Genomic DNA, 22,481 nt, shown 5'->3' with positions numbered 1-22,481 from the left:
CGGTGGGTCGCTGCAGGGGTGGGTGGGGACTACTTCCTGAACATGTAAGTCTTGGTATTCGTGAACTCGGCCAGGCCTTCGTGGCCGTTCTCGACACCCAGACCGGACTGCTTGTGACCGCCGAACGGAATGTCTATGCCATGGATGTGGATTTCATTCACCCACACCGTGCCGGCGTCGAGACGCCGGGCGATCGCGATGCCCTTGTCGCGGTCGCCGGTCCACACCGATGCGGCCAGGCCGAAGGGAGTGTCGTTCGCGCGCGCGATCACATCCTCGACGTCGTCGAACGCAATGATGGGCAGGATGGGGCCGAACGGCTCTTCCTTGACGATGCGGCTGTCCTCGGGCGGGTTGTCCACGATGGTGACGGGTACGAAATTGCCCGCTTGCGTCTGGTCGATGTGGCCACCCAGCGGCACCGTGTAGCCATTGCGCCGGGTGTCCTCGAACAGGCTGAACAATTTCTCGTACTGCATGCGGTTCTGGATCGGACCGAGATCGGTCTGCGCATCCATGCCGTCACCCACGCGCTTGCTGCGTGCATAGTCGACGAAGGCGCGCACGAACTCAGGCTGTATGCTCGAGTGTACGTACAGGCGCTTGATGGCGATGCACCACTGGCCCGAGTTGCCGAACGCGGCCCAGAACAGGTCGGGAATGATGGCCTGCCAGTCGGCGTCGGCCAGCACGATGGCGGCATCGTTGCCGCCCAGTTCCAGCGTCACCCGCTTCAGATTGCACGACGAACTGGACATGACGCGCTTGCCGGTGGCGGTCGATCCGGTGAAGCTGATCTTGGCGATATCGGGGTGTTCGGTCATCTGCTGGCCGAGTTCGTTGCCGCCCGACACGATGTTCAGCACACCGGGCGGCAGCACCTGTTGCGCGATCCTGCCGAAGAACAGCGAGGTGAGCGGTGTGTAGGGCGAGGGCTTGAGCACCATGGTGTTGCCGGTGACCAGGCAGGGCGCCACCTTCCACAGCCCGAGCAGCACCGGGAAGTTCCACGGCGTGATCGCACCCACCACGCCGAGCGGCGTGTGCGCGACTTCGACCACGTGCTGGTCGGTGTCCTCGATCACCTCGGTCGGCAACGAGCGCTTGGCGACCTCGCGTACCCAGTAGATCGCAGCCTCGACTTCGGACCTGGCCATGGTGTGGCGCGGCTTGCCTTGTTCGAGTGTCAGCAGGTCCATCAACTCTTCCTTGCGCGCCTCCAGCGCGTCGGCATAGCGCTGGATGCAGGCGGAGCGCTCTGCCCAGGGACGGCGGGACCAGTCCTTGAAGGCGCGTCGCGCGGCGGCGATCGCCTGTTCCATCTGTGCCGACGAGGCCGCCGGTGCGCGGGCGATCACCCGGTTGTTCGCAGGATTGAACACCTCGAATGTTTCCGTCGCCGGTACGAGCTGTCCGTCGATCAGCAGATGGAAATCCTGGTCGAGAACCGGGTGCGAAGAAGGGTTGGAAGTGCTCACGGACCATCTCCTCTAGTCGATGCCATCGCTTGGCATTTATGTTCGGTGTCAGTGCCGGCGGCGGGAGGCATCGCGCAGGCGGGGCATGGGCGCCGTGCGGGCACGGTCGTCTACATGACTCAGGACACTGTAGCCATCATCTGACTGTTGGTCCAATATATTGAAAAGCCTAAATCGATACTTAAAAAATATGATTGGGGCAGTGTGCCGCGAGCGCGGCATGATGGCGTGGCCGCAGCGCATCCCGAGCAAGTCCGGGCGAGCGGATTCCTGCACACGACCTTCCGGCTGATCAAGCGATGACCGCCCAGAACGACCGCTACCGCAACAATCTGCAGGACGAACTGGATGGCGCGGCGCTGTATGCCGCGCTGGCCGAGGCGGAATCCGACCCGGCCCGGCGCGATCTGTTCCGCCAGTTGTCGGAAGCCGAAGCGGCCCATGCGCAACTCTGGCGGGGCAAGCTGCAGGCGGCGGGCGAACTCGCGGAGCCCTTCCGGCCCAGCCTGCGCACCCGCCTGCTGGGCGCGCTGGCGCGGCGCTTCGGCACCGGCTTCGTGCTGCCATCGGTGGTCGAGGCGGAAGTGGCCGATCGCGACAAGTACGCGCGCCAGGCCGACGCAGCGGTGCTGTCCGCCGAGGAACGTTCGCATGCCGCGGTGCTGCAGGCGGCCGAGAGGCGGTCGCGCGGCATGAGCGGCCCGTCCATCGCGCGCGGCGAGCGCTGGCACCGTGGCGGCTCGGGCAACGATCTGCGCGCGTCGGTGCTGGGCGCCAACGACGGTCTGGTATCCAACCTCTGCCTGGTGATGGGTGTGGCGGGTGCCGGCGCGACCGCACAGACCATACTGCTCACCGGCCTGGCCGGTCTGGTGGCCGGCGCGGTGTCGATGGCGCTGGGCGAGTGGCTGTCGGTGACCAATGCGCGCGAGTTCGCGCAGGCGCAGATCGAACGCGAGGCGCAGGAACTGGAGGAAATGCCGGAAGCGGAACAGCGCGAGCTGGCGCTCATCTTCCAGGCGAAGGGGCTGGCGCGCGACGACGCCGAACGCGTGGCGGCCGGTTTGATGCGCGACCGCGACTCGGCGCTGGATACCCTGGTGCGCGAGGAACTGGGCCTGGACCCGGCCGAATTGGGCGGCAATCCGTGGAGTGCGGCCTCATGGTCCTTCGTGCTGTTCGCTGCCGGCGCGCTGTTTCCGGTGCTGCCCTTCTTCTTCACTCACGGCGTGCCGGGCATGGCATGGAGCGCCGCTCTGTCGGCGATGGCTCTCGCCGGACTCGGGCTGGCGACCGCCCTGGTCAGCGGTCGCCCGCCGCTGCGCTCGGTCCTGCGCCAGGTGCTGGTCGGCGTGGCGGCGGCCGGCGTTACCTATGGCACCGGCGCACTGATCGGCGTGTCACTGGCCTGAGTCGCACGACGCGGTTCGCGCCCGCTTGAGCATGTCGAAGGCGCTGGCCATTTCAGCCGGACTCACGTCGTCGACCTGGGCATCGGCGAAAACGTCCAGTCCCTGCCGCCAGGCCTGTTCGAGTTCGGGGTCGGCCAGCGCCAGCATGAGGGCGTGATTGAGTTCGTACGAAGCCCAGGGCAGGCCGTGGTCGCGCAAGGCCGATTGCAGCGCGTTCTGCACCAGGCTGCGCACGGTGCGGTGTTCGATCGAATAGGGGATTGCCGCGATTTCGCCGCAGGCCGCGCGGTCGCAGGCCTGCCTGTCGTGCGAGGCATGTCCGCGGCAGGCCAGCGGCCGCACCGGGTAGATGACGCAGGCACCGTCGTCGTCGATGAAAGGACATGCGCGTCGCAGCGCGACGCGTCCGGATTCGTCCGCATCGCGGGTTTCGAAGTCCGCTTCGGCGATGCGCCACACCAGCCGGCCGCACACTTCCGGATCGGCTTCGCGCAGGTGGGCGGCGATGTTCAGTACCTCGGGCGCGGTGGCGGTGACGCGTATCGTGCAGCAGGTGGCGCAGCCGCGGTCGCAGGCGACGCGCTGCGCGCGCTTGAGGCGCTCGGCCAGCACATCCTCGAAATCGGAAAAGGCGTCATCCAGCAAGGCGCGATTCATGCCGGGCCGGTCGCGCCATTCGGCGACGATCGAGACAAAAGCCGCCTGGCGGCTGCGGAAATAGCTCAGGTTGTCGGCATGGCTCATGGTGCGGTGGCGGCGCCTCATCGCTTGCCGCAGGGAAGGGTTGAGTCGCCGACCGTGCCGCATCGCTTGCCGTGGCGCCTTGATCTGGCGCAATGTTTCCGTTGCGTGACGACCGACGAGGCGCAGCCGCCTCAATCCGGTGCGCAGTCCGCCCGGTAATCCACGGCCAGCGCGGGGTCCTGCCGGCCTTTTTCCATCACGCAGTTGCCGACCACGAGCAGGTCCAGTCCGCTGCCCATGAAGCAGCGAAACGCGTCTTCCGGGGTGTTCACAACGGGTTCGCCGCGCACATTGAATGAAGTGTTCACCAGTACCGGGCATCCGGTGATCGCCTTGAAGCGTGCGATGAGCCGGTGGTAGAGCGGATGGCGGGAGGCATCCACCGTCTGTATGCGCGCCGAGTTGTCGACATGGGTCACCGCCGGAATGTCGGAGCGCGCAAGGTGCAGCCGGTCCAGCCCCGACAGCGCGCGCTGTGCCTGCCCCAGCGGCCGGCGATGCGCTTCGGCGACATCGGCGACCAGCAGCATGTAGGGGCTGTCCTCGTCGAATTCGAACCAGTCGCTTACATCCTCGCGCAGCACGCTGGGCGCGAAGGGACGGAAGGATTCGCGGAACTTCACCTTCAGGTTCAGTTGCCTCTGCATGTGCGGCGAACGCGGGTCGGCCAGTATCGAGCGGTTGCCCAGCGCGCGCGGCCCGAATTCCATGCGACCCTGATGCCAGCCCACCGCCATGCCGTCGGCAAGCGCGCGGGCGGTGCGTTCGATCATGTCGTCCTGCGGCAGTGCCTCGAACACGGCGCCCGCCGCGCGCAGGCGACGCTCGATGTCGCCCTGTTCGAAGGCCGGTCCGAGCAGGCTCGCCTGCATGCCATCGTCCGGCTGCACGACGCGCGGTCCCCGGAAATCGAGATGCGTCACGGCAAGCGCGGCACCGATGGCCGAGCCCGCCTCGCCCGGTGCCGGCGGCACCCAGATGCGTTCGAACACGCCGGAACGCAGCAGCCGCCCGTTGACCACGCAATTGAGCGCGACCGCACCGCCCAGGCACAGCGCGGGCAGTCCGGTCGTCCTGCGCGCGTGGCCGGCCAGGCGCATCACGATGTATTCGGTCACTGCCTGCAGCGATGCGGCCAGATCCATGTCGCGCTGCGTGAGCGGTCCTTCGGGCGAACGCGGCGGACCGTCGAACAGCCCATGGCAGCGCTCATTGGTCAGCAGGTGATCGCCGTGCTCGACGAAATGTCCCATGTCCAGCCGGAACGACCCGTCCTCGCGCACATCCACCAGATGGTCCAGCAGGGCGCGCGCATAGCGCGGCTCGCCATACGGCGCGAGCCCCATCACCTTGTATTCGCCGGAATCGGGCCGGAAGCCGGCATGACGGGTCAGCGCGGAATACAGCAGGCCGAGCGAGTGCGGGTGATACTGCCGTGCCGTCAGATGCAGGTCGCGACCGCAGCCATGCCCGGTCGAGGTGGTCGCCCATTCGCCGGCGCCATCGACAACGAGGACCGCCGCCTCGTCGAAGGGCGAGGGATAGAAGGCGGCTGCCGCGTGGCTGAGCTGATGGGAGCACAAGCGCAGCCGCGCTGCCCAGTCGACCTCCGGCCAGTGCGAGCGCAGTTCCGCCAGCAGGGACCGGCGACGCGTCAGCGATTGCAGCAGGCGGGGCGGCAGTTCGCGCGCGGCCGACAGCCTGCCGCGCATGGCCGCGGACAGTCCATGCACCAGTTGCCGTCCGAAGCGGTGTAACGGCCTTTCGTGGAAGGCGACAATGTCGACATCGCCGGGCGAGGCACCGGCCTGTTCCATGCAGAACCGGATGGCGTGAACCGGAAATCCGGCGTCGTGCCGGCGCCGCGTGAAACGTTCCTCCTGCGCCGCGGCGACGATGTCGCCATCGACCACCAGGCTGGCCGCCGCGTCGTGCTGGCCGTAGGAAATGCCCAGAACCCGCATGCCTCAGCTCGCGTCGTCGACAGCAAGACGCGGTTTGCGGTACGCAGCGCGCGGTCTCCGGCCGGGCATGGCGGCAGGCAATGAACAGGGGCGGGCGGTCGAGGTCACCGCGCCATTCTTCCACAGCCGGCGCTGAGGGGGCGGCGACCGTGCGGAAAGCCCGCTTCGCGATGCAAAACTTTGCTCGGTTTGCATAAAGCACCCGCTCAGAATCGCCGTAATCTGCTGAAACATTTCGCGACACGCGCACTCGCATGCGAGGACGCCGCCGCCTGCCCGCTGTTGACCGAGCACGAGGCAGGCCGCCCGTCCCGCCGTGTCGTGGCGGGCCGTCAGCCATCCGGGAGATATTCCATGGACAACAACGAAGCGGGCATCATCGAAGCGGCGGCACAACAGGTCGAAGGCGCCGAAACCCAGGCCGCCGCACTCGCTTTCGCCGACCTCGGGCTGAAGATAGGCGACCGCATGATCCTGGAGCCGCCGCCCAAGCTGGGGACGACCGCTGCCGTGGTGAGGCTGATCGGCTACCTTGCCGATCAGAGCGTGCTGGTGACCATGCCGGATACCCGGGCGTGGGCCGGACCGCCGATCGAGGGCGATGCGCTGGGCGTACGCACCTTCGCCGGCCGGCACGCCTACGGATTCACTACATTCGTGCTGAGAAGGTCGGTCCATCCCTACGAGCATCTGCACCTGGAATTTCCCAAACGCATTTCGGTACGCCAGATCCGCAACGCGGAACGCATCGCGACCTCGATACAGGGGCGCGTCATGATGGACACACCGGTGTCGACCGAGGTGATCAACCTGAGCGCCACCGGCGCCGAAGTCCGTGAGTGGGAAGGGGCGGGCGAGGTGGGCTCGCGCATACAGCTTGAAATGGTGCTTGACATCCATCAGGTGCGCACGCGTCTGCTGGTCGATGCGCTCACGCGCAACCGCCATCAGGCGGCCGACGGCGGCTGGGCCTGGGGGGTGGAGTTCTGCGACGTGAATGCGCAGACCAGCATTTTCCTGAAGAGCTTCGTCTACCAGCACCTGGTCGAGGCGCCGCATCGACGGCTCTAGCCCCTGCATGCGGGCAACGTCGCCGCATCCGGAGGGGCCGCGCCGCTCATCGCCGCTGCGCGAGCGCCAGTTCGTCCGCCGAGGGTGCCAGCGCGTTCAGCACGCACAGCGCGGCATAGGCGTCGTTGGCCGCATAAAGCTTCTGTGCGTCGCTCAGTTGCGGCACCGACCAGTTGGAGGTGGTGACTGATTTCGACTTGCGGAAATTCCGGCCAAGCACCAGACCCACTGCGGCGCGCACACCGAGCGAACTGATATAGCCGCGGCGCCGGAACAGGTGGTCGAGATCGAGCACCGCCCGCATGTCCGCGCCCAGGCGCGCCCGGATCTGGCTGCGGTCGGCACTCAGCCCGAAGCCGGCTTTCACGACCGCCTCGTCCTCCAGCAGCTCGCGCACCGCCTGTTCGCAGGCCGCGTGATGAAGCTGGAACAGCAGCGCGCGGTCAGCCAGTGCGAACTGCACCACATGCGGACCGGTGCTGATTTCGCCCGGCCGGAAGGTCGGCCGCGATTCGGTATCGAAACCCGCCACGCCGGCCGCGCGCACCGCCGCAACCGCGCGAGCGACGTCGTCCGCGCTCGCGGGCAGGAAGACCTGCGTCAGTGTCAGGCCCTCGAAAGCGGGCATCTGATCGGTTTCGCTCTTGTTCGGTCCGGTCTTCTTCATGGTTGGGTTCCAGTCGCGATGCGGTTTGCGCCGACCGCTGGCTTTGTTCCAGGCTCAATCGCGGGCAAGCCCGCTCGCCCTCACCCCTGGCCCCTCTCCCACTGATGTGGGAGAGGGGAGTCGGGCGCCGTCGTCGATGTGACCCTCGCCCGCATCAGCGGGAGAGGGTGGCGCGCAGCGCCGGGTGAGGGCTACCAGCCTGAGCGAGCCGACGGCTTCGTCCGAAGCTGCATCGCGGGCAAGCCCGCTCACTCCCACTCCCCGGCTCCGATGGCGGTCTGGGCGAGCTGTTGCGGGAGCGGCCTCCGGCCGTGGATGCGGCGGCATGTGCGGGCTGCGTCAGGGCAGGATGTCGAGCACGGTTTCCGGCGGCCGGCACAGTTTCGCGCCGCGTGGGGTCACGACGATGGGGCGGTTGAGCAGCACCGGATGCGCTGCGATGGCGGCGATCAGTGCGTCGTCGCCCAGCGCGGGATTCGCGAGCCCGAGTTCGGCAAACGCCGCTTCCTTGCTGCGCATCAGTTCGCGCACCGGAACCTGGCAGGCGGCGACCAGCACCTTGAGCTGGCCGGCGTCCAGCGGTGTCTTCATGTATTCGACGATGTGCGGCGTGATGCCGCGCTCGCGCAGGATGTCGAGCACGCCGCGCGAATTGCTGCAGCGGGGATTGTGATACACGGTGATGTCCGGGGTCATGAGCTGTCGTGCGACCGGTGCCTCGATCGCACGACGATAGCAAATCACGTGCGCGGTGGGTTACGCGCTCCGCCGCTCCACCGGCTGGCGCATCGATATGGCGATGCGGTTCCACGCATTGATGGTGGCGACGACGAAAGTCAGTTCAGCGATCTGCGCGTCGTCGAAATGGGCTTGCAGCGCGGCGAACTGCGCGTCGTCGGGTGCGCTGTCGGCGATGCGCGTGAGCGATTCCGCCCAGTCCAGCGCCGCGCGTTCGGCATCGCTGAAGAATCCGCATTCGCGCCAGCCCGCCACGGTATCCAGTCGCTGGCTGTCCTCGCCCAGCCGGCGCAGTTCAGTCGCGTGCATGTCGAGGCAGTAGGCGCAGCCATTCATCTGCGATACGCGCAGATACACCAGTTCCACCAGCTTCCTGTCGAGCTTGCCGTGAGCGAGCAGGTCGGACAGCGAGTACAGCGTCTTGAAGGCGTCGGCGGCGAGGCGGAAGTAGGGAAGGCGAAGCGAATGCATGGTGTTCTCCAGGTCGGGACGCGCCGGAAATCGGCGCGCTCATGAACAAGACGGATGAGTTCGCGCGCTTGTGACAGCGATCAGTCGATGCGGAAGTCGGCCAGCTTGTCCGGATTGAGTACGCCATACAGCGCGATCACGCGCTCGCCATCGGTGACGACGGACAGCGTCGAATGCAGCACGCCGTCGCGGAAGCGCAGGATGGCGGGTTCGCCATTGACGATGCCCTCGCGCCATTCCATCCGCACCCGGGGGTTGCGCGCGAGCGCGTGGTAGAGCCAGGCGATGCGCGCGGCACCGTGCAGCGGCTTGAGTGTGGCCCAGGTCTTGCCTCCGCCATCGGATACCGCGATGGCGTCGTCCGCGAGCAGGCTCTCGATGTCCGTGCGTCGCCCCGACTGCGCGGCGGCCATGAAGGCGCGCAGCACGCGCAGGTGGGCATCGCGATCGACCGTGAAGCGGGGTCTGTCCTCGCCGATACGTGTCTTCGCACGATGCACGAGCTGGCGACAGGCGGCTTCGGTGCGGTCCAGCGCGGCAGCGACTTCCGGGTAGTCGTAGTCGAATACCTCGCGCAGCAGGAAGGCGGCGCGCTCGTCCGGACCCAGCCGTTCCAGCAGCGTGATGAAGGCGAAGGACAGGTTGTCGGCCAGTTCGAGCCGTGCCTCAGGCGTCACCGGATCGAAGGCATCCAGCGGCTCGGGCAGCCAGGGGCCGATATAGCGCGCGGCGTCCGCCTTGCGCGCGCGCAGCCGGTCCAGGCTCAGTCGCGTGACCGCGGTCACCAGCCAGGCTTCCGCGGAACGCAGGTCTTCGGGTGCCGATTCGTGCCAGCGCAGCCAGGCGTCCTGCACCACGTCCTCGGCATCGGCGCGCGAGCCCAGCATGCGGTAGGCGATGCCGGTCAGGCGCGGGCGGAGCTGGTTGAAGGTGGATGTGGAAGGGGTCATGGCGACGGGAGGGACGATGCGTGATCACTGTAGACGCGGTGCGCGCCTCGCGTGTGACAGGACCGGGTGTGCAGGCGGCCCGCCTCACATGGGTGCGAGGCGGGCCACCTGTCCGGTCAGGACTGCACGAAGGCCAGCAGGTCGGCGTTGAACTGCGCCTTGTGCGTGTCGGTCAGGCCGTGCGGCGCGCCGGCATACACCTTGAGCTGCGCGTTCTTCACCAGCCGGGCCGAGGCGCGGCCGGCGCGGTCTATCGGCACCACCTGGTCGTCGTCGCCATGCACCACCAGCGTCGGCACGTCGATCTTCTTCAGGTCTTCGGTGAAATCGGTTTCCGAGAAGGCCTTGATGCAGTCGTAGGTGTTCTTGTGGCCGGCCATCATGCCCTGCGACCACCACGCGTCGATCAGCCCCTGCGACACCTGGGCACCCGGACGGTTGAAGCCGTAGAACGGGCCGCTCGCGATGTCGCGATAGAACTGGGCGCGGTTGGCGAGCTGGGCGGCGCGGAAGCCGTCGAATACCTCGAGCGGAATGCCGTCGGGGTTGTTCGCCGACTTCACCATCTGCGGCGGCACCGCGGCGACCAGGGCTGCCTTGGCCACCCGCTTGCTGCCATGGCGACCGATGTAGCGCGCCACTTCGCCGCCGCCGGTGGAGAAGCCCACCATGACCACATTCTTCAGGTCCAGTGCATCCATGAGCTGGGCCAGGTCGTCCGCATAGGTGTCCATGTCGTTGCCTTCCCAGGGCTGGCTGGAACGGCCGTGTCCGCGGCGGTCGTGGGCGATGGTGCGATAGCCCCGCTCGGCCAGGAAGATCATCTGCGATTCCCAGCTGTCCGAATTCAGCGGCCAGCCGTGGCTGAACACGATGGGCTGTCCGTTCTTCGGGCCCCAGTCCTTGTAGTAGAGACGGGTGCCGTCGCGCAGGACCAGCGTATCGCCATTGCGTACCGCATGGCCCTTGCGCGGTGCCGCGCCGGCTTCCGCGCTCAGGCCGCCGAGTCCGGCCGCGGCGCCGAGGGCGGCGACCTGCTTGAACATGGCGCGGCGGGCGCCGTCGTGAGTGATGGTGTCATGCGTGGTCATGAGTGTTCTCCTTGTACGAGTCGATGTTCGCGAGGCACGCCGGGCTCAGCCCTTGAGCGCGTTGTAGCTGGTCATGAGATTGCGGTAGTCGGGAATGTGGTTGGACAGCAGCGTGGCCAGTCCTTCCACGTCGTTGCGCCAGTCGCGGTGCAGTTCGCACGCCACGCCGAACCAGTTGATGAGCTGGGCGCCGGCCTGCGACATGCGGTCCCAGGCCGAGTGGCGGGCGATGTCATTGAAGGTGCCGGAGGCATCGGTCACCACGAATACGTCGAATCCTTCCTCGATGGCCGACAGGGCGGGAAAGGCGACACACACCTCGGTCACCACGCCGGCGATGACGAGCTGCTTGCGGCCGGTGGCCTTGATCGCCTTGACGAAGTCCTCGTTGTCCCAGGCATTGATCTGGCCGGGGCGGGCGATGTAGGGGGCGTCCGGGAACAGTTCCTTGAGCTCCGGCATCAGCGGGCCGTTCGGGCCCTGTTCGAAGCTGGTGGTCAGGATGGTGGGCAACTTGAAGTACTTCGCCAGATCGGCGGTGGCCAGCACGTTGTTGCGGAACTTGTCCGGATCGATGTCGCGCACCAGGGACAGCAGGCCGGCCTGGTGGTCCACCAGCAGCATCACGGCATCGTCCTTGTCCAGCGTCTTGTAGGTCTTCGTGGTCATGGTCATTCTCCTTGCAGTAGTGAGGGGTGCCGTCAGTCTTTGGGGCATCGGGCGGTGTTGTCCCTGCGCGCCCGGTGCGCGCAGGGGGTGAAAGAATCAGGCGCTTGCCGTTTCGAAACGCCCGCTGTTGAAGTCGTCAATCGCCTCGCGGATTTCTTCCTGCGTGTTCATGACGAAAGGGCCATAGCCGGCGATGGGTTCGTCTATCGGCTCGCCGGACAGCACCAGCAGGCGCGCATCGCCTTCGCTGGCCATCGAGAACCGGCTGCCTTCGCGGTGCAGCAGCGCCATCTGCGCGTCGCGCACCGGCTGGCTGCCATTCACCGTGACCAGGCCGCGCAGCACCACCAGAGCCAGCGTGCGACCTTCCGGTACCGCCAGTTCGAGATCGGCGCCAGCAGCGAGCTTCACGTCCCACACATCGATCGGCGTGAAGGTGCGGGCCGGACCGTGCCGGCCTGCATATTCGCCGGCGATGACGCGCAGTTGCCCCGCGCCGTCCGGCAGGTCCACCTCCGGTATGTCGATTCGGGCCAGATGCTGGTAGCCGGGCGCCGCGCGCTTGTCGCGTGCCGGCAGATTCACCCAGAGCTGCACCATTTCCAGCGGACCGCCGCGCCGGGTGAATTCGGGCGAATGGAATTCCTCGTGGATGATGCCGGCGCCGGCGGTCATCCACTGCACGTCGCCCGGGCCGATCACGCCGCCCGCGCCGGTCGAATCCTGATGGGCCACTTCGCCGTCATACACGATGGTGACCGTTTCGAAGCCGCGGTGCGGGTGGCGGCCGACGCCGCGCGGCGTGTCGGCCGGCTCGAAGTTCGCCGGGCCGGCGTAATCGAGCAGCAGGAAGGGGCTGACGTGGCGGCCCAGCGTGCTGTAAGAGAACAGCGAGCGCACCGGGAAGCCGTCGCCCACCCAATGGCTGCGGGGGGCGCTGTACAGACCGGCGATCTTCTTCATGGCGTTTCTCCTGTTCGGTTGCGTTGCTGCGATGGTTGAACGATAGATTCGCAACGACCGAAGCACTAGACTGGCAAAATGCGTTTCAGCGTTCCATTCATGGAACGATGGATGGAGCACGCTTCCGATGCAGGATCTGAACGATCTGTACTACTTCGCCAAGGTGGTGGAACACGGCGGCTTCGCGCCCGCAGCGCGTGCGCTGGACATGCACAAGTCCAAACTGTCGCGGCGCATCGCGCTGCTCGAGGAAAGGCTCGGGGTGCGGCTGATACAGCGTTCCACCCGCCGTTTCACCGTGACCGAGGTCGGTCAGGCCTATTACGGGCACTGCCTGGCCATGCTGGTCGAAGCGGAAGCGGCGCAGGAGGCGGTGGACCGCACGCGCGCCGAGCCGCAGGGCGTGGTGAGGCTGGCCTGCCCCACCGCCTTGCTGGAGTACCAGATCGCGGACATGCTGAGCCGCTACCTGGTGGACTGCCCGCGTGTCGAGCTTCAGCTCGAAAGTACCAACCGCCGCGTGGACGTGATACGCGAAGGATTCGATCTGGCGATACGCGTGCGCTTTCCGCCGCTCGAAGACACCGGCCTGGTGATGAAGGTGCTGGGCGACAGCCCGCAGCGACTGGTCGCCCATCCGGACGTGGTCGCCCATCTTGACCAGTGCGTGCCGGCGGATCTGGCCACGCTGCCCAGCGTGGCATGGTCGGCGGTTCAGCGTGATTACAGTTGGGACCTGGTCGGGCCGGAGGGCGCGAGCGCGCGTGTGCGGCATGCGCCGCGGCTGGTGACCGACGATCTGGCGGCGCTGCGCAGCGCGGCGCTGCACGGCGTGGGCATCGCCCAGTTGCCCAGCATGATGGTGCGCGGCGACCTGGCCGCGGGCCGGCTGGTGGATGTGCTGCCGGACTGGGCGCCGCGCAGCGGCATTGCGCATGTCGTGTTTCCGTCGCGTCGCGGACTGCTGCCGGCCGTGCGCAGTCTGGTCGACCATCTGGCGCGCGAGTACCAGGCGCGGGTGATGCAGGACGCCGCGTGACGCTGCATCACCCGGATACACAGTCGTTGCGATGCCGGTGCGTTCGCGCTGCGTGCTGCGGCGATACTGTGCAGCATGGATACGATCCAGAGCGGTCGGCGCAGTCCCGCCCCGCTCTCATCGATCGGAAGGAGCCCCATGTTTCGTACCCTGAAGGAACTGTTGGACAGCTTTGCCGCGCCGGCTGCCGATCCGGCCGCGACCGAACATCAACTGCAGCTCGCGACCGCGGTGCTGCTGGTCGAGGTGATGCGCGCCGATCCGGCCATCGGCAAGGCCGAACGCGATACCGCGATGCGTGCGCTGCGTGAAAAATTCGTACTGGCCGACGACGAGGTCGAGCGCCTGATCGAACTGGCCACCACCACCGCGACCGAGGCCTACGACTACCAGCGTTTCACCAGCCAGCTCAACCGCGCGTTCGACGCGCCGCGCAAGCTGCGCGTGATCGAGCTCATGTGGCAGGTAGCCTATGCCGATGGCCACCTGCATGCGCACGAGGCGCATGTGATGAGGAAGGTGGCGGACCTGCTCTACATTCCGCATGCCGACTACATTACGGCCAAGCTTGCCGCGCGCGCTGGAGCGCCGGCCGCGTGACAGGCGCTGTTTCAGGTCCCGTCGCCGCCCAGTGCGTACCGAGCCTCGATGCCGGCGGGCACCGTGTAGCGGATCTGTTTCAGGCTCCGCAGCCCGCGACCCGGCCACGCGCCGATGCTTCCGTAGGCGAACAGCAGGCTTTGCCCGCGTGCGCGCAGCACGGAAATCGTCCGCCCGTCGTCGGGCACGAACATGACCAGGGTTTCCGCGTCGCGGCGTGGCGTGATGTCGAAGCGCCCGCCTTCGCCATCGGCCCAGATGCTGTGGAACATGGCTTCGCAGTAGCCGCCGGACGGGGCGACCCACAGCAGCCAGCCGGACACGGCATGGCCACCGGCGAGGCGGCACTGGATGAGCACGTTCTGATGGCAGTTGTCGTGCTCCGCGGGAAAGCCACGCGCGGCAGTCAGAGGCAGCAGCACGCAGGCGTCTTCGGAAAGGCCGAGAAAGACGAGCAGACGGCGCAGCTCGCCATCGATGGCCGATGGGGTGGTGAGGGCGGACATCTGGACGGTACCGGGTGGCGGTTCGAGGCGGCAGCCAGCCGGTCGAAGCGGCGGTGCGAGCCCATGCCGACCCTCCCGGTCATCAGCGGAGGTGCGGAGTGTTTTGGCCCGGGCGCGCACGCATCGGCGAGGCGGCTTGCCGGACGACTGTCCGGCGGCATCTCGCCGTCGTCACGCTTACCTGCCTATCCTGTCCGCGATGGGCACGCCCGAGGGTGCACGCAGTCTATACCCGGCGAGATCGCGTGCCGCGTCCGGTGCGGCGCGCTCCGATTGCGCGCACTGGCGCGCTGACCCCACAATCGCTGGACATCCGCCTTCTTCGCCCATGCACCTGCGTCTTCCCGCCCAGACCATCGCCTGCCACGAATGCGATCTGCTGCAGGCCGAGCCCGAACTGGCGCCGGGCCAGACCGCGCGCTGCGCGCGATGCGGCGCCTTCCTGGCGCGCAATCCGCCGGACAGCCTGGATCGCACGCTGGCGCTCACGCTGACCGCCATGCTGCTCTACCTCGTCGCCAACGCCTGGCCTCTGGTCGGGCTCGAACTGCAGGGCCGGCATGTGCAGGTGACGCTGTTCGGCGCGGTTCAGGCCTTGTGGCGCGAGGGCATGACGCCGGTGGCGGCGCTGGTGTTCGGCACCGCGCTGCTGTTTCCGCTGCTCGAAATGGCGATGATCCTGATGGTGCTGCTGCCCTTGCGGCTGGGGCGCGTGTCGCCGCGCATGGCGCCCTTTTTCAGGCTGGTCAGATCGGTGCAGCCCTGGGGCATGGTGGAAGTCTTCCTGCTCGGCATGCTGGTGTCGCTGGCCAAGCTGGCCCACATGGCCACCGTCATCCTGGGCACCGCGTTCTGGGCGATGGCGGCGCTGATACTGGTGCTGACCGCCGCCGGCCGCGCGTTCGATCCGCGCCTGCTGTGGCAGGTGCCGCCTGAGGGCGCGCAATCGTGAAGCCGCTCACCGCGCGCGAGGCCGGGCTCATGAGCTGCCATGTATGCGGCCAGCTCGCCCGCCACGAAGGTCACACGCACACGCGCTGCCCGCGTTGCCATGCGCCGCTGCATCAGCGCAAGCCGGCCAGCGTATCGGCCACCTGGGCCTTGCTCATCGCGTCGGCCATCCTGTTCATCCCGGCCAACACCTTGCCGATGATGACCACGTCCTCGCTGTTCGGTACCCAGAGCGACACCATCATGAGCGGCGTGGTGTTCCTGTGGAACAGCGGTTCGTGGCCGCTCGCGCTGGTGGTGTTCTTCGCCAGCATCGTCGTGCCGCTGCTCAAGATCCTTGCGCTGGCATGGCTGAACTGGAGCGTGCAGCGACGGTCGCGGCGCGCCGTCATGCAGCGCACCCGGCTGTATCGCATCGTCGAATTCGTCGGCCGCTGGTCCATGCTGGACATCTATGTCATCACGCTGCTGGTGGCGCTGGTGAATTTCCGCGGACTGGCGACGATAGAAGCGGGTCCGGCCGCCGTCGCCTTCGGCGCGGTGGTGGTGCTCACCATGTTCGCGGCCATGAGTTTCGATCCACGGTTGATCTGGGATCCGCTGGCAGACGCCGACAAGACATGACGACATGACTGAACCGCACGACACGTCCGCACCTTTCCTGTCCGCCGCGCATGTCGATCCGCCCGGCCGTTTCCGCATCCCGCTGGTGTGGATCATTCCGCTGGTGGCGGCGCTGATCGGGCTGTTCCTCGCCGCCCGGACCTGGATCGAGCAGGGCCCGGTCATCACGCTGCAGTTCGCCACCGGCGCGGGTCTGGAGCCGGGCAAGACGCGCATCAAGTACAAGGACATCGACGTGGGCCTGATCAGCGCAGTCAGGCTGTCCGACGATGGCAGCCACGTGGTGGCGCAGGCGCAGATGGCGCGCGAGGCCGCCCGGCTGCTGGTCGAGGACACGCGTTTCTGGGTGGTGCGGCCGCGCGTAACCGGCAGTGCGGTGTCCGGACTGGATACGCTGTTGTCCGGCTCCTACGTCGGCATGGATGCCGGCAAGTCGTCGACCTCGAAACGCGATTTCCTTGGGCTGGACGATGCACCGGTCATTTCCCTCGGCGTCCCCGGACGGCGCTTCTCGCTGCATTCGGAAACACTGGGTTCGCTCGATGTCGGCACGCCGGTGTATTTCCGCCGCGTACCGGTGGGCCAGGTGACCGGCTTCCGGCTGGACGAGCAGGGGCGCCATCTCGACATCCAGGTGTTCGTGAAGGCGCCCTATGATCGCTATGTCACGGTCGATACGCGCTTCTGGCATGCCAGTGGCGTCGATGTGAAGCTGGCGGCCGACGGCCTGCAACTCAACACCGAATCGCTGGCATCCATCGTGACCGGTGGTCTGGCGTTCGAAACGCCCGAGGGCGGCGATGCCGAGCCCGCGCCCGAAGGACTGGATTTCGCGGTTTTCGCGACGCGCACCGAGGCGCTCAAGCAGCCCGGCCACGACGCCCAGATCTGGCGCCTGCGCTTTACCGATTCGCTGCGCGGATTGCAGGTCGGCGCGCCGGTCGACTTCCGCGGCATGCAGATCGGCGAAGTGCTGGCGATACGGCCGGATGTCGATATAGACCGCGCCGACATCGCATTGCTGGTGGATGTCGCCATCTTCCCGGAACGCATGACTGCCCGCGACAGCAAGGCGCGCGAGCTGAACGAGGCCGAACATAAGGCCTTCATCGAACGTCTGGTGGCGCGCGGTCTGCGCGCCCAGTTGCGCAACGGCAATCTGGTCACCGGTCAGCTCTACGTCGCGCTGGACTTCTTCCCGGATGCCGACAAGGGTTCGGTACAGTGGACCAGCACGCCGCCACGTCTGCCGACGCAGCGCGGCAGCCTGGAGGAATTGCAGGCTTCGCTCGGTCGTATCGCCGCCAAGCTCGACCGCCTGCCTCTGGACGACATCGCGACGGAAACGCGCGGTGCGATCGAAGGACTGTCGCGCGCGGTGGCGCGTACCGAAGCGCTGATGCAGAAGCTCGATGGCCTGGTGTCGAACGACATCCGCGCAACCGTGGACGAGACACGGCAGGCGATGGCCGAGGCGCGCGCAGCCATCGGCGACGGCCGGCGCCTGCTCGCCAGCGATGCGCCGCTGCAACAGGATCTGCGCGACAGCCTGCAGGAACTGTCGCGCGCGGCGCAGGCCCTGCGGCATCTGGCCGACACGCTGGAGCGGCAGCCGGAAGCGTTGCTGCGCGGCAAGACCGGGGAGAAGGACTGATGCGCATCCACCCATTCCATTCACTGTTGCTCGTACTGATGCTGACAGCCTGCGGCAGCTCACCGCCAGCCAGGCTCTACACGCTGGCGCCGGAAGACGTGGTCGTGTCCGCCGCCGCCGCCACACCCACAGTGGTGGTCGGCCCGGTGTCGCTGCCCGAATCGATTGATCGTCTCCAGATCACGCGGCGCGGTGAAGGCGGCGTGACCGAAGCGCCGGACGGACATCGCTGGGCCGGCTCGATGAAGTCGGAAGTCGGCCGGCGGCTGGCCCTCGCGGTGGCGCGCGAGCGCGGGCTGGCGCGCGTGGTCGCGGCGCCGCAGAACAGCGTGCCCAGCCCCGATTACAGCGTACCGGTGGACGTGCTGCGCTTCGATGCGGAGGGCTTTTCCCGGGTGACGCTGGACGCCGTCTGGAGCGTGCGTCGCGACGGGCGAGAAATCGCGAGCGGCCGCTTCACGCGCAGCGAAGCAGTCGCAGCGGCCGACTACCCGGCCCTGATCGCCGCTCATGGCCGCCTGCTCGACGCGCTTGCCGCCGACCTCGCGCGCGCCATCCCCTGACGCGCACGACTGTTCCCACAACAGCTCGCACGGACCGTGAACGGAGCCAGGTTTTCGTGGGAGCGGGCTTGCCCGCGATTCAGTCTCGAACGAAGCCCGCGGCCCGCATCCGCCGCATCGCGGCCAGAGGCCGCTCCCACAACAGCTCGCCCGAACCACGAACGGAGCCGGGGTTTCGTGCGGGCTTGCCCGCGATTGCAGCCTGGAACGAAGCCTGCGGCGTGCCAATGCCGCATCGCGGCCAGAGGCCGCTCCCACATAAGCTCGGCCAGGCCGAGAACGGAGCCAAGGTTTCGTGGAGCGGGCTTGCCCGCGATTGCACCCCCGAACGAAGCCCGCGGCCCGCATGCGCCGCATCGCGGCCAGAGGCCGCTCCCACGTAAGCTCGGCCAGGCCGAGAACGGAGCCAAGGTTTCGTGGGAGCGGGCTTGCCCGCGATGCGGCCGTCGGGTTCGTACGCGTACAGATTTTTTCATTCGCGCAAATCCCTGACGCTGCGAAGTTCTTTCGATTGCAATAGTCCGAAAGGCTCATGCAATCGCGAGAATGCCGAAAGCGGCCTGTAACCCGTCTTCGTTTCAATCCGCCGGTCCTGTTACGGATTGAAATGATGAACATGCCTTCTTTACTCGCGCGACGGCTGCGTGCCGTCGTCATTGCACTGGTCGGTGCCGGCGCGGCGCTGAATGCCGTGGCGGCTGACATCGTGCCCTATCTGCAGACGCCGACCGCCAGTTCTATCTGGGTGGCGTGGAAAACCGCCGAAGGTGATGAATCCGTTGTCGAGTACGGCGTCGATGGCGGGCCTCTGGACCGCAGTGCGTCCGGTTCGACACAGACCCTGGCCGCCAACTATCGCTACCACGGGGTGCAACTGACCGGGCTGCAGCCGGAAACCCTGTACAGCTACCGCGTGCGTACCGGCAACCAGGTGTCGCCGGTGTATCGCTTCCGCACCCAGCCCACCGCCGCGCGCAAGACCGGTCACTTCCGCATCCTGCTCACCGGCGACCACCAGTTGCGCAACGACGACCGTCACACGCCGCTGCTGCAGGCAGCCAAGGCCAAGATCGAATCGCTGACCGGCCAGCCGCTGGAAGAGGCGGTGCAACTGATGCTGAACAATGGCGACCAGGTCGATGTCGGCACGCTGGATCACTACGAATTCGTGCACATGAAGCCGTCGGCCGTGGTGTCCGGCAATCTGGCCATAATGACCGCGCTGGGCAATCACGAAACCTATTACGACCCGGGTCTGGCCAACTGGCGTGCCCACAACTTCTACGACCAGATCAGCTACAAGGGCATTCCGGCCGCGGCCGACGAAAGCTATTACGCGCATCAGGTCGGGCGCGTGCTGCTGGTGTACACGAATTCGGAATCGAACTTCGCCGCGCAGACCGAATGGCTGCGCAAGGTGGTAGCGGCGGCGAACGTCGACCCGGATGTCGACTGGGTGATCAGCGTGGTGCACCGTCCCTATCAGGCGGAACAGTACGTGGGCGACATATCGCAGTGGTTCCGCGATACCGCGATGCCGATTCTGGCCGGTACGCGCAAGCATGTGCTCAACATCGGCGCCCATCACCATCTGTATGCGCGCGGCCAGACGCGCGACTGGCCGATCTACCACATCATCAGCGGCGGCACCGCCTGGGACCAGTTCTGGGGCCAGTCGACCGAGCGCGACATGGACGATGTGCAGAAGACCATCGCCAACTGGACCTGGCAGCTCATCGACATCGATCTGGGGGCGCGCACGATGAAGGTGTCGTCCTACGCCGAAGGTCATCCCAAGCTGGGCTTCGCCTACAACAGCCGGCTGGTGGACGAGTTCGAGCGCCGCCTCGATGTGGCCCCGCCGGAGAAGCCGACGCTGGACGCATTGCCGGACGGCGGTGTCGTCACGCTGCCGTACAGCTTTGCACTGTCGCCCTTCCAGTCGATGGCCGGCATGGCGCTGAACAGCACGCAGTTCCAGATTTCGCGTGACGCCGCGTTCTCCAGCACCGTGGTCGACCTGATCCGCGATGTCGAGAACCTCTACGGCGACACCGGCGCGCCGGACTACGAGCCGGTGGACATCCACGCCGGCGTGGACATCGAACGCTACACCGTGCAGCAGTACGGCCTGAACAACGGCAGCTATTACATCCGTGCCCGCCATCGCGACGCGAATGCCGAATGGTCGCCCTGGTCGGAGGCGCGCAGCTTCAAGGTCGAGGGCAGTTCCGATGGCGATCCGGCGCTGCGTCTGGCGAAGAAGGTGTGGGCGCCGGATGAGCCGGTGGTGGTCGAGTACATGAATGGCCGTGGCAAGACCAAGGACTGGGTGGCCATCTACCGCAAGGGCCAGACACCCGGCTCGGCGACACCCTCGGTCAAGTGGAGCTATGTATCGGGCGTAAGCGGACAGATGGCCTTCAGCGGACTGGCGGCCGGTGTCGAATATTTCGCCGCCTTCATGACCGACGACAGCTATGTCGAGATCGCGCCGCGTCTGTCCTTCTACGTCGGTGACATGCCCGAGCTCGCGGTGAACAAGAGCCAGTTCAACGTTGGCGAGCGTCCTGCCTTCACCTGGAGCGGCGCGCCGGGCGGCGCGAAGGACTGGATAGGCGTGTATCGCGTCGGCCAGACACCGGGAAGCGTGAACTCGACCACCTGGGCCTACACGCCCGACGAATCCGGCAGCGTCACGCTGGGTGCGCTGAACAAGGGCTATTACTACGCGGCCTTCTTCATCAACGACGCCTACTTCGAAATTTCCGAGCGCGTGCCGTTCGCGGTCGGCAGCGAAATCGCGAACGTGAGCCTGGTGAAGACCACGCTCGCCAGCGGCGAGCGACTGGACATCCGCTTCGCGGACGGCCCGGGTACCGCCAAGGACTACATCGGCGTGTTCCGCAAGGGCGCCACGCCGGGCATAGACCTGCTGGTGGCCTATTACTACGTCGATGGTCGCGCAGCCGGCAGCCTGTCGCCGCCGGAAGCCCTGCCGGATGGCGACTACTTCCTCGCGCTCTACATCAACGACTCCTACACCGAGGTGTCGAACCGCGTCGAGTTCACCGTCGGTGCGGGCAGCGAGCCGGAGCCTGATCCGCGCGTGCTGGGCGTCAAGCGCAACCTGATCCGCACCGGTGATGTGCTGGAAGTGAGCTGGTCCGGCATGCCGGGCAATGCCAAGGACTGGATCGGCATCTACCGCTCGACGCAGACGCCGGGCGGCAGCAGCCCGTCGGTGCAGTGGCGCTATGCGGGCAGCCCGGCGGGCAGTGCCTCGTTCAGCGGTCTGCCCGCCGGCGAGTACTACGTGGCCTTCCTGCTGAACGACGGCTACGACGAGGCGGCAACGCGCGTGTCCTTCGCGGTGCGCAAGCGCGGTGACATCAATGGCGACGGTGCGATCAATGTCGCCGACCGCGATGCCCAGCGCGCAGCGCTCGGCAGTTGCGAAGGCGATGCGCGCTACCAGCCGCTGGCCGATTTCGACGACGACCGCTGCGTCACCCAGGCCGACTACAGGCTGTGGTACGCGATCTTCGCCAAACAGTGATCGATGACGGGCGGGGCGCGCAGCCCTGCCCACAAGGAGCATTCTCATGATGATCAAATCCCTCGTCGCGGCGCTGATCGCCGCCGGCACCCTGTCGGCCCAGGCGGCCACTGTCGGACTGTCGGGCAGCAGCAGTGCCTCGGTGGGCCAGACCTTTACGCTGGACCTGCTGCTGCTGCAGCCCTTCGATGGCGAGCGCGCCGGTGACGAACTGCTCGCCTTCGGCATGGACCTGTCGTTCGACGCCAGCCTGCTGAAGCTGGTCGGTGTAACCATGGCCGACGGCTGGAGCGACGATTCGGCGCTCACCGGTGTCGTGCTGTCCGGTTCGGCCTTTCCCGGCGTGGCCGATGCCGGCCAGGCCTCGCTGAGCCTGGCCCGCCTGTCTTTCGAAGTGCTGGGCGCCGGCAATACGTCCATCAGCCTGTCCAGCGACAAGGCCGGCAACTTCAGTCACGGCCTGTTCTACCTGACCGCGCCGACGCTGGACGTGCAGGCCAGCCACGCGCTGGCGCTGGCCGTGCCGGAACCCGGCAGCTACGCCATGATGCTGGCCGGCCTCGGCCTGCTGTCGCTGGCCGTGCGCCGCCGCTGAAGGAAACCGGATCGCGCGCGGCCTTCGTTCAAGCGCCGCATCGCGGCCAGAGGCCGCACACAACAGCTCGCCCGAACCGCGAACGCAGCGGGTTTGCGTAGGAGCGAGCGCAGCTCGCGATACCACTGACGAACGAAGCCCGCGGCCTGTCGATGCCGCTGGCCCTCACCCG

21 protein-coding genes are annotated in these 22,481 nt (G+C 67.0%); 10 read left to right on the top strand and 11 right to left on the bottom strand.

The features are described 5' to 3' along the window. Positions 1–29: 29 nt before the first annotated feature. Entirely contained in the window at positions 30–1,478 is a 1,449-nt protein-coding gene (locus tag A3Q7_RS0112145; protein WP_018412162.1) for an aldehyde dehydrogenase family protein, read from the bottom strand. A gap of 299 nt (positions 1,479–1,777) precedes the next feature. Here A3Q7_RS0112145 and A3Q7_RS0112140 point away from each other — a divergent pair, with 299 nt between their 5' ends. Further along, positions 1,778–2,890, top strand: a complete 1,113-nt coding sequence (locus tag A3Q7_RS0112140; RefSeq protein WP_018412161.1) for a VIT1/CCC1 transporter family protein — start codon at positions 1,778–1,780, stop codon at positions 2,888–2,890. On the opposite strand, the gene A3Q7_RS0112135 is transcribed toward A3Q7_RS0112140, so the two are convergent. Both A3Q7_RS0112135 and A3Q7_RS0112130 read right to left on the bottom strand, forming a co-directional pair. Next, positions 2,879–3,655 (bottom strand): YkgJ family cysteine cluster protein, encoded by a 777-nt coding sequence (locus A3Q7_RS0112135; RefSeq protein ID WP_018412160.1) that lies wholly within the window; start codon positions 3,653–3,655, stop codon positions 2,879–2,881. The two genes, A3Q7_RS0112140 and A3Q7_RS0112135, sit on opposite strands and share 12 nt — an antisense overlap. A gap of 110 nt (positions 3,656–3,765) precedes the next feature. Beyond that, positions 3,766–5,598 carry a carbamoyltransferase family protein gene (locus A3Q7_RS0112130; protein WP_018412159.1) on the bottom strand — a complete coding sequence of 611 codons (1,833 nt, stop codon included), beginning with the start codon at positions 5,596–5,598 and terminating at the stop codon, positions 3,766–3,768. Between the two features lie 354 nt (positions 5,599–5,952). On the opposite strand from A3Q7_RS0112130, the gene A3Q7_RS0112125 reads away from it, so the two are divergent. Further along, positions 5,953–6,669 carry a flagellar brake protein gene (locus tag A3Q7_RS0112125; protein ID WP_018412158.1) on the top strand — a complete coding sequence of 239 codons (717 nt, stop codon included), beginning with the start codon at positions 5,953–5,955 and terminating at the stop codon, positions 6,667–6,669. Between the two features lie 46 nt (positions 6,670–6,715). Here the strand turns inward: A3Q7_RS0112125 and A3Q7_RS0112120 are convergent, their stop codons facing one another. From A3Q7_RS0112120 to A3Q7_RS0112090, 7 genes are all read right to left on the bottom strand, one after another. Then, on the bottom strand, positions 6,716–7,336 hold the full coding sequence (locus tag A3Q7_RS0112120; RefSeq protein WP_018412157.1) for a 3'-5' exonuclease: 621 nt from the start codon (positions 7,334–7,336) through the stop codon (positions 6,716–6,718). Between the two features lie 339 nt (positions 7,337–7,675). Further along, entirely contained in the window at positions 7,676–8,032 is a 357-nt protein-coding gene (gene arsC, locus A3Q7_RS0112115; protein ID WP_018412156.1) for an arsenate reductase (glutaredoxin), read from the bottom strand. A gap of 60 nt (positions 8,033–8,092) precedes the next feature. Next, positions 8,093–8,545: a carboxymuconolactone decarboxylase family protein gene (locus A3Q7_RS0112110; protein WP_018412155.1), complete on the bottom strand. Its 453-nt coding sequence runs from the start codon at positions 8,543–8,545 to the stop codon at positions 8,093–8,095. An 80-nt stretch (positions 8,546–8,625) separates the two neighbouring features. Continuing rightward, on the bottom strand, positions 8,626–9,495 hold the full coding sequence (gene sigJ / locus A3Q7_RS0112105) for an RNA polymerase sigma factor SigJ (protein ID WP_018412154.1): 870 nt from the start codon (positions 9,493–9,495) through the stop codon (positions 8,626–8,628). 116 nt (positions 9,496–9,611) lie between these two features. Further along, on the bottom strand, positions 9,612–10,586 hold the full coding sequence (locus A3Q7_RS0112100; protein WP_018412153.1) for an alpha/beta fold hydrolase: 975 nt from the start codon (positions 10,584–10,586) through the stop codon (positions 9,612–9,614). Positions 10,587–10,631: 45 nt separating this feature from the next. Beyond that, on the bottom strand, positions 10,632–11,255 hold the full coding sequence (gene ycaC / locus A3Q7_RS0112095; protein ID WP_026224756.1) for an isochorismate family cysteine hydrolase YcaC: 624 nt from the start codon (positions 11,253–11,255) through the stop codon (positions 10,632–10,634). A gap of 96 nt (positions 11,256–11,351) precedes the next feature. Further along, positions 11,352–12,218, bottom strand: a complete 867-nt coding sequence (locus A3Q7_RS0112090; protein WP_018412151.1) for a pirin family protein — start codon at positions 12,216–12,218, stop codon at positions 11,352–11,354. A 127-nt stretch (positions 12,219–12,345) separates the two neighbouring features. Between A3Q7_RS0112090 and A3Q7_RS0112085 the strand changes: the two genes are divergently transcribed. Then, entirely contained in the window at positions 12,346–13,257 is a 912-nt protein-coding gene (locus tag A3Q7_RS0112085; protein WP_018412150.1) for a LysR family transcriptional regulator, read from the top strand. A 138-nt stretch (positions 13,258–13,395) separates the two neighbouring features. After that, the gene (locus tag A3Q7_RS0112080) at positions 13,396–13,857 is read left to right on the top strand and encodes a tellurite resistance TerB family protein (RefSeq protein WP_018412149.1); all 462 of its coding nucleotides are present in this window, start codon (positions 13,396–13,398) and stop codon (positions 13,855–13,857) included. An 11-nt stretch (positions 13,858–13,868) separates the two neighbouring features. On the opposite strand, the gene A3Q7_RS20310 is transcribed toward A3Q7_RS0112080, so the two are convergent. Next, positions 13,869–14,363, bottom strand: coding sequence for a hypothetical protein (locus tag A3Q7_RS20310; RefSeq protein ID WP_018412148.1), 495 nt, complete (start codon positions 14,361–14,363; stop codon positions 13,869–13,871). Positions 14,364–14,691: 328 nt separating this feature from the next. On the opposite strand from A3Q7_RS20310, the gene A3Q7_RS0112070 reads away from it, so the two are divergent. The 6 genes from A3Q7_RS0112070 (at position 14,692) to A3Q7_RS0112045 (ending at position 22,309) form a co-directional block, all read left to right on the top strand. After that, positions 14,692–15,315 (top strand): paraquat-inducible protein A, encoded by a 624-nt coding sequence (locus A3Q7_RS0112070; protein ID WP_018412147.1) that lies wholly within the window; start codon positions 14,692–14,694, stop codon positions 15,313–15,315. Next, on the top strand, positions 15,309–15,938 hold the full coding sequence (locus tag A3Q7_RS0112065; protein ID WP_026224755.1) for a paraquat-inducible protein A: 630 nt from the start codon (positions 15,309–15,311) through the stop codon (positions 15,936–15,938). The genes A3Q7_RS0112070 and A3Q7_RS0112065 overlap by 7 nt, the downstream gene beginning before the upstream one ends. A 4-nt stretch (positions 15,939–15,942) precedes the next feature. Then, positions 15,943–17,592, top strand: coding sequence for a PqiB family protein (locus A3Q7_RS0112060; protein ID WP_018412145.1), 1,650 nt, complete (start codon positions 15,943–15,945; stop codon positions 17,590–17,592). Next, the gene (locus A3Q7_RS0112055) at positions 17,592–18,155 is read left to right on the top strand and encodes a PqiC family protein (RefSeq protein ID WP_018412144.1); all 564 of its coding nucleotides are present in this window, start codon (positions 17,592–17,594) and stop codon (positions 18,153–18,155) included. Before A3Q7_RS0112060 ends, A3Q7_RS0112055 begins: the two co-directional genes overlap by 1 nt. Positions 18,156–18,771: 616 nt before the next feature. Continuing rightward, entirely contained in the window at positions 18,772–21,714 is a 2,943-nt protein-coding gene (locus A3Q7_RS0112050) for a fibronectin type III domain-containing protein (RefSeq protein ID WP_232417968.1), read from the top strand. A 46-nt stretch (positions 21,715–21,760) separates the two neighbouring features. Beyond that, entirely contained in the window at positions 21,761–22,309 is a 549-nt protein-coding gene (locus A3Q7_RS0112045) for a cohesin domain-containing protein (protein WP_018412142.1), read from the top strand. The last annotated feature ends 172 nt before the right edge of the window (positions 22,310–22,481 follow it).

Source organism: Methyloversatilis thermotolerans (genome assembly GCF_000372885.1).
GTDB lineage: Bacteria > Pseudomonadota > Gammaproteobacteria > Burkholderiales > Rhodocyclaceae > Methyloversatilis > Methyloversatilis thermotolerans.
The sequence above is the reverse complement of the archived record's forward strand: the minus strand, read 5'-3'. Positions and strand labels throughout refer to the sequence as shown.

What these genes read in the sequence shown, in the direction of transcription:
- A3Q7_RS0112070 (WP_018412147.1), top strand. Translation starts at nt 14,692, where the DNA reads ATGCACCTGCGTCTTCCCGCCCAGACCATCGCCTGCCACGAATGCGAT.
- arsC (WP_018412156.1), bottom strand. Translation starts at nt 8,032, where the DNA reads ATGACCCCGGACATCACCGTGTATCACAATCCCCGCTGCAGCAATTCG.
- A3Q7_RS0112085 (WP_018412150.1), top strand. Translation starts at nt 12,346, where the DNA reads ATGCAGGATCTGAACGATCTGTACTACTTCGCCAAGGTGGTGGAACAC.
- A3Q7_RS0112120 (WP_018412157.1), bottom strand. Translation starts at nt 7,336, where the DNA reads ATGAAGAAGACCGGACCGAACAAGAGCGAAACCGATCAGATGCCCGCT.
- ycaC (WP_026224756.1), bottom strand. Translation starts at nt 11,255, where the DNA reads ATGACCACGAAGACCTACAAGACGCTGGACAAGGACGATGCCGTGATG.
- A3Q7_RS0112080 (WP_018412149.1), top strand. Translation starts at nt 13,396, where the DNA reads ATGTTTCGTACCCTGAAGGAACTGTTGGACAGCTTTGCCGCGCCGGCT.
- A3Q7_RS0112135 (WP_018412160.1), bottom strand. Translation starts at nt 3,655, where the DNA reads ATGAGGCGCCGCCACCGCACCATGAGCCATGCCGACAACCTGAGCTAT.
- sigJ (WP_018412154.1), bottom strand. Translation starts at nt 9,495, where the DNA reads ATGACCCCTTCCACATCCACCTTCAACCAGCTCCGCCCGCGCCTGACC.
- A3Q7_RS0112130 (WP_018412159.1), bottom strand. Translation starts at nt 5,598, where the DNA reads ATGCGGGTTCTGGGCATTTCCTACGGCCAGCACGACGCGGCGGCCAGC.
- A3Q7_RS0112050 (WP_232417968.1), top strand. Translation starts at nt 18,772, where the DNA reads ATGCCTTCTTTACTCGCGCGACGGCTGCGTGCCGTCGTCATTGCACTG.
- A3Q7_RS0112060 (WP_018412145.1), top strand. Translation starts at nt 15,943, where the DNA reads ATGACTGAACCGCACGACACGTCCGCACCTTTCCTGTCCGCCGCGCAT.
- A3Q7_RS0112100 (WP_018412153.1), bottom strand. Translation starts at nt 10,586, where the DNA reads ATGACCACGCATGACACCATCACTCACGACGGCGCCCGCCGCGCCATG.
- A3Q7_RS0112110 (WP_018412155.1), bottom strand. Translation starts at nt 8,545, where the DNA reads ATGCATTCGCTTCGCCTTCCCTACTTCCGCCTCGCCGCCGACGCCTTC.
- A3Q7_RS0112045 (WP_018412142.1), top strand. Translation starts at nt 21,761, where the DNA reads ATGATGATCAAATCCCTCGTCGCGGCGCTGATCGCCGCCGGCACCCTG.
- A3Q7_RS0112140 (WP_018412161.1), top strand. Translation starts at nt 1,778, where the DNA reads ATGACCGCCCAGAACGACCGCTACCGCAACAATCTGCAGGACGAACTG.
- A3Q7_RS0112090 (WP_018412151.1), bottom strand. Translation starts at nt 12,218, where the DNA reads ATGAAGAAGATCGCCGGTCTGTACAGCGCCCCCCGCAGCCATTGGGTG.
- A3Q7_RS20310 (WP_018412148.1), bottom strand. Translation starts at nt 14,363, where the DNA reads ATGTCCGCCCTCACCACCCCATCGGCCATCGATGGCGAGCTGCGCCGT.
- A3Q7_RS0112125 (WP_018412158.1), top strand. Translation starts at nt 5,953, where the DNA reads ATGGACAACAACGAAGCGGGCATCATCGAAGCGGCGGCACAACAGGTC.
- A3Q7_RS0112055 (WP_018412144.1), top strand. Translation starts at nt 17,592, where the DNA reads ATGCGCATCCACCCATTCCATTCACTGTTGCTCGTACTGATGCTGACA.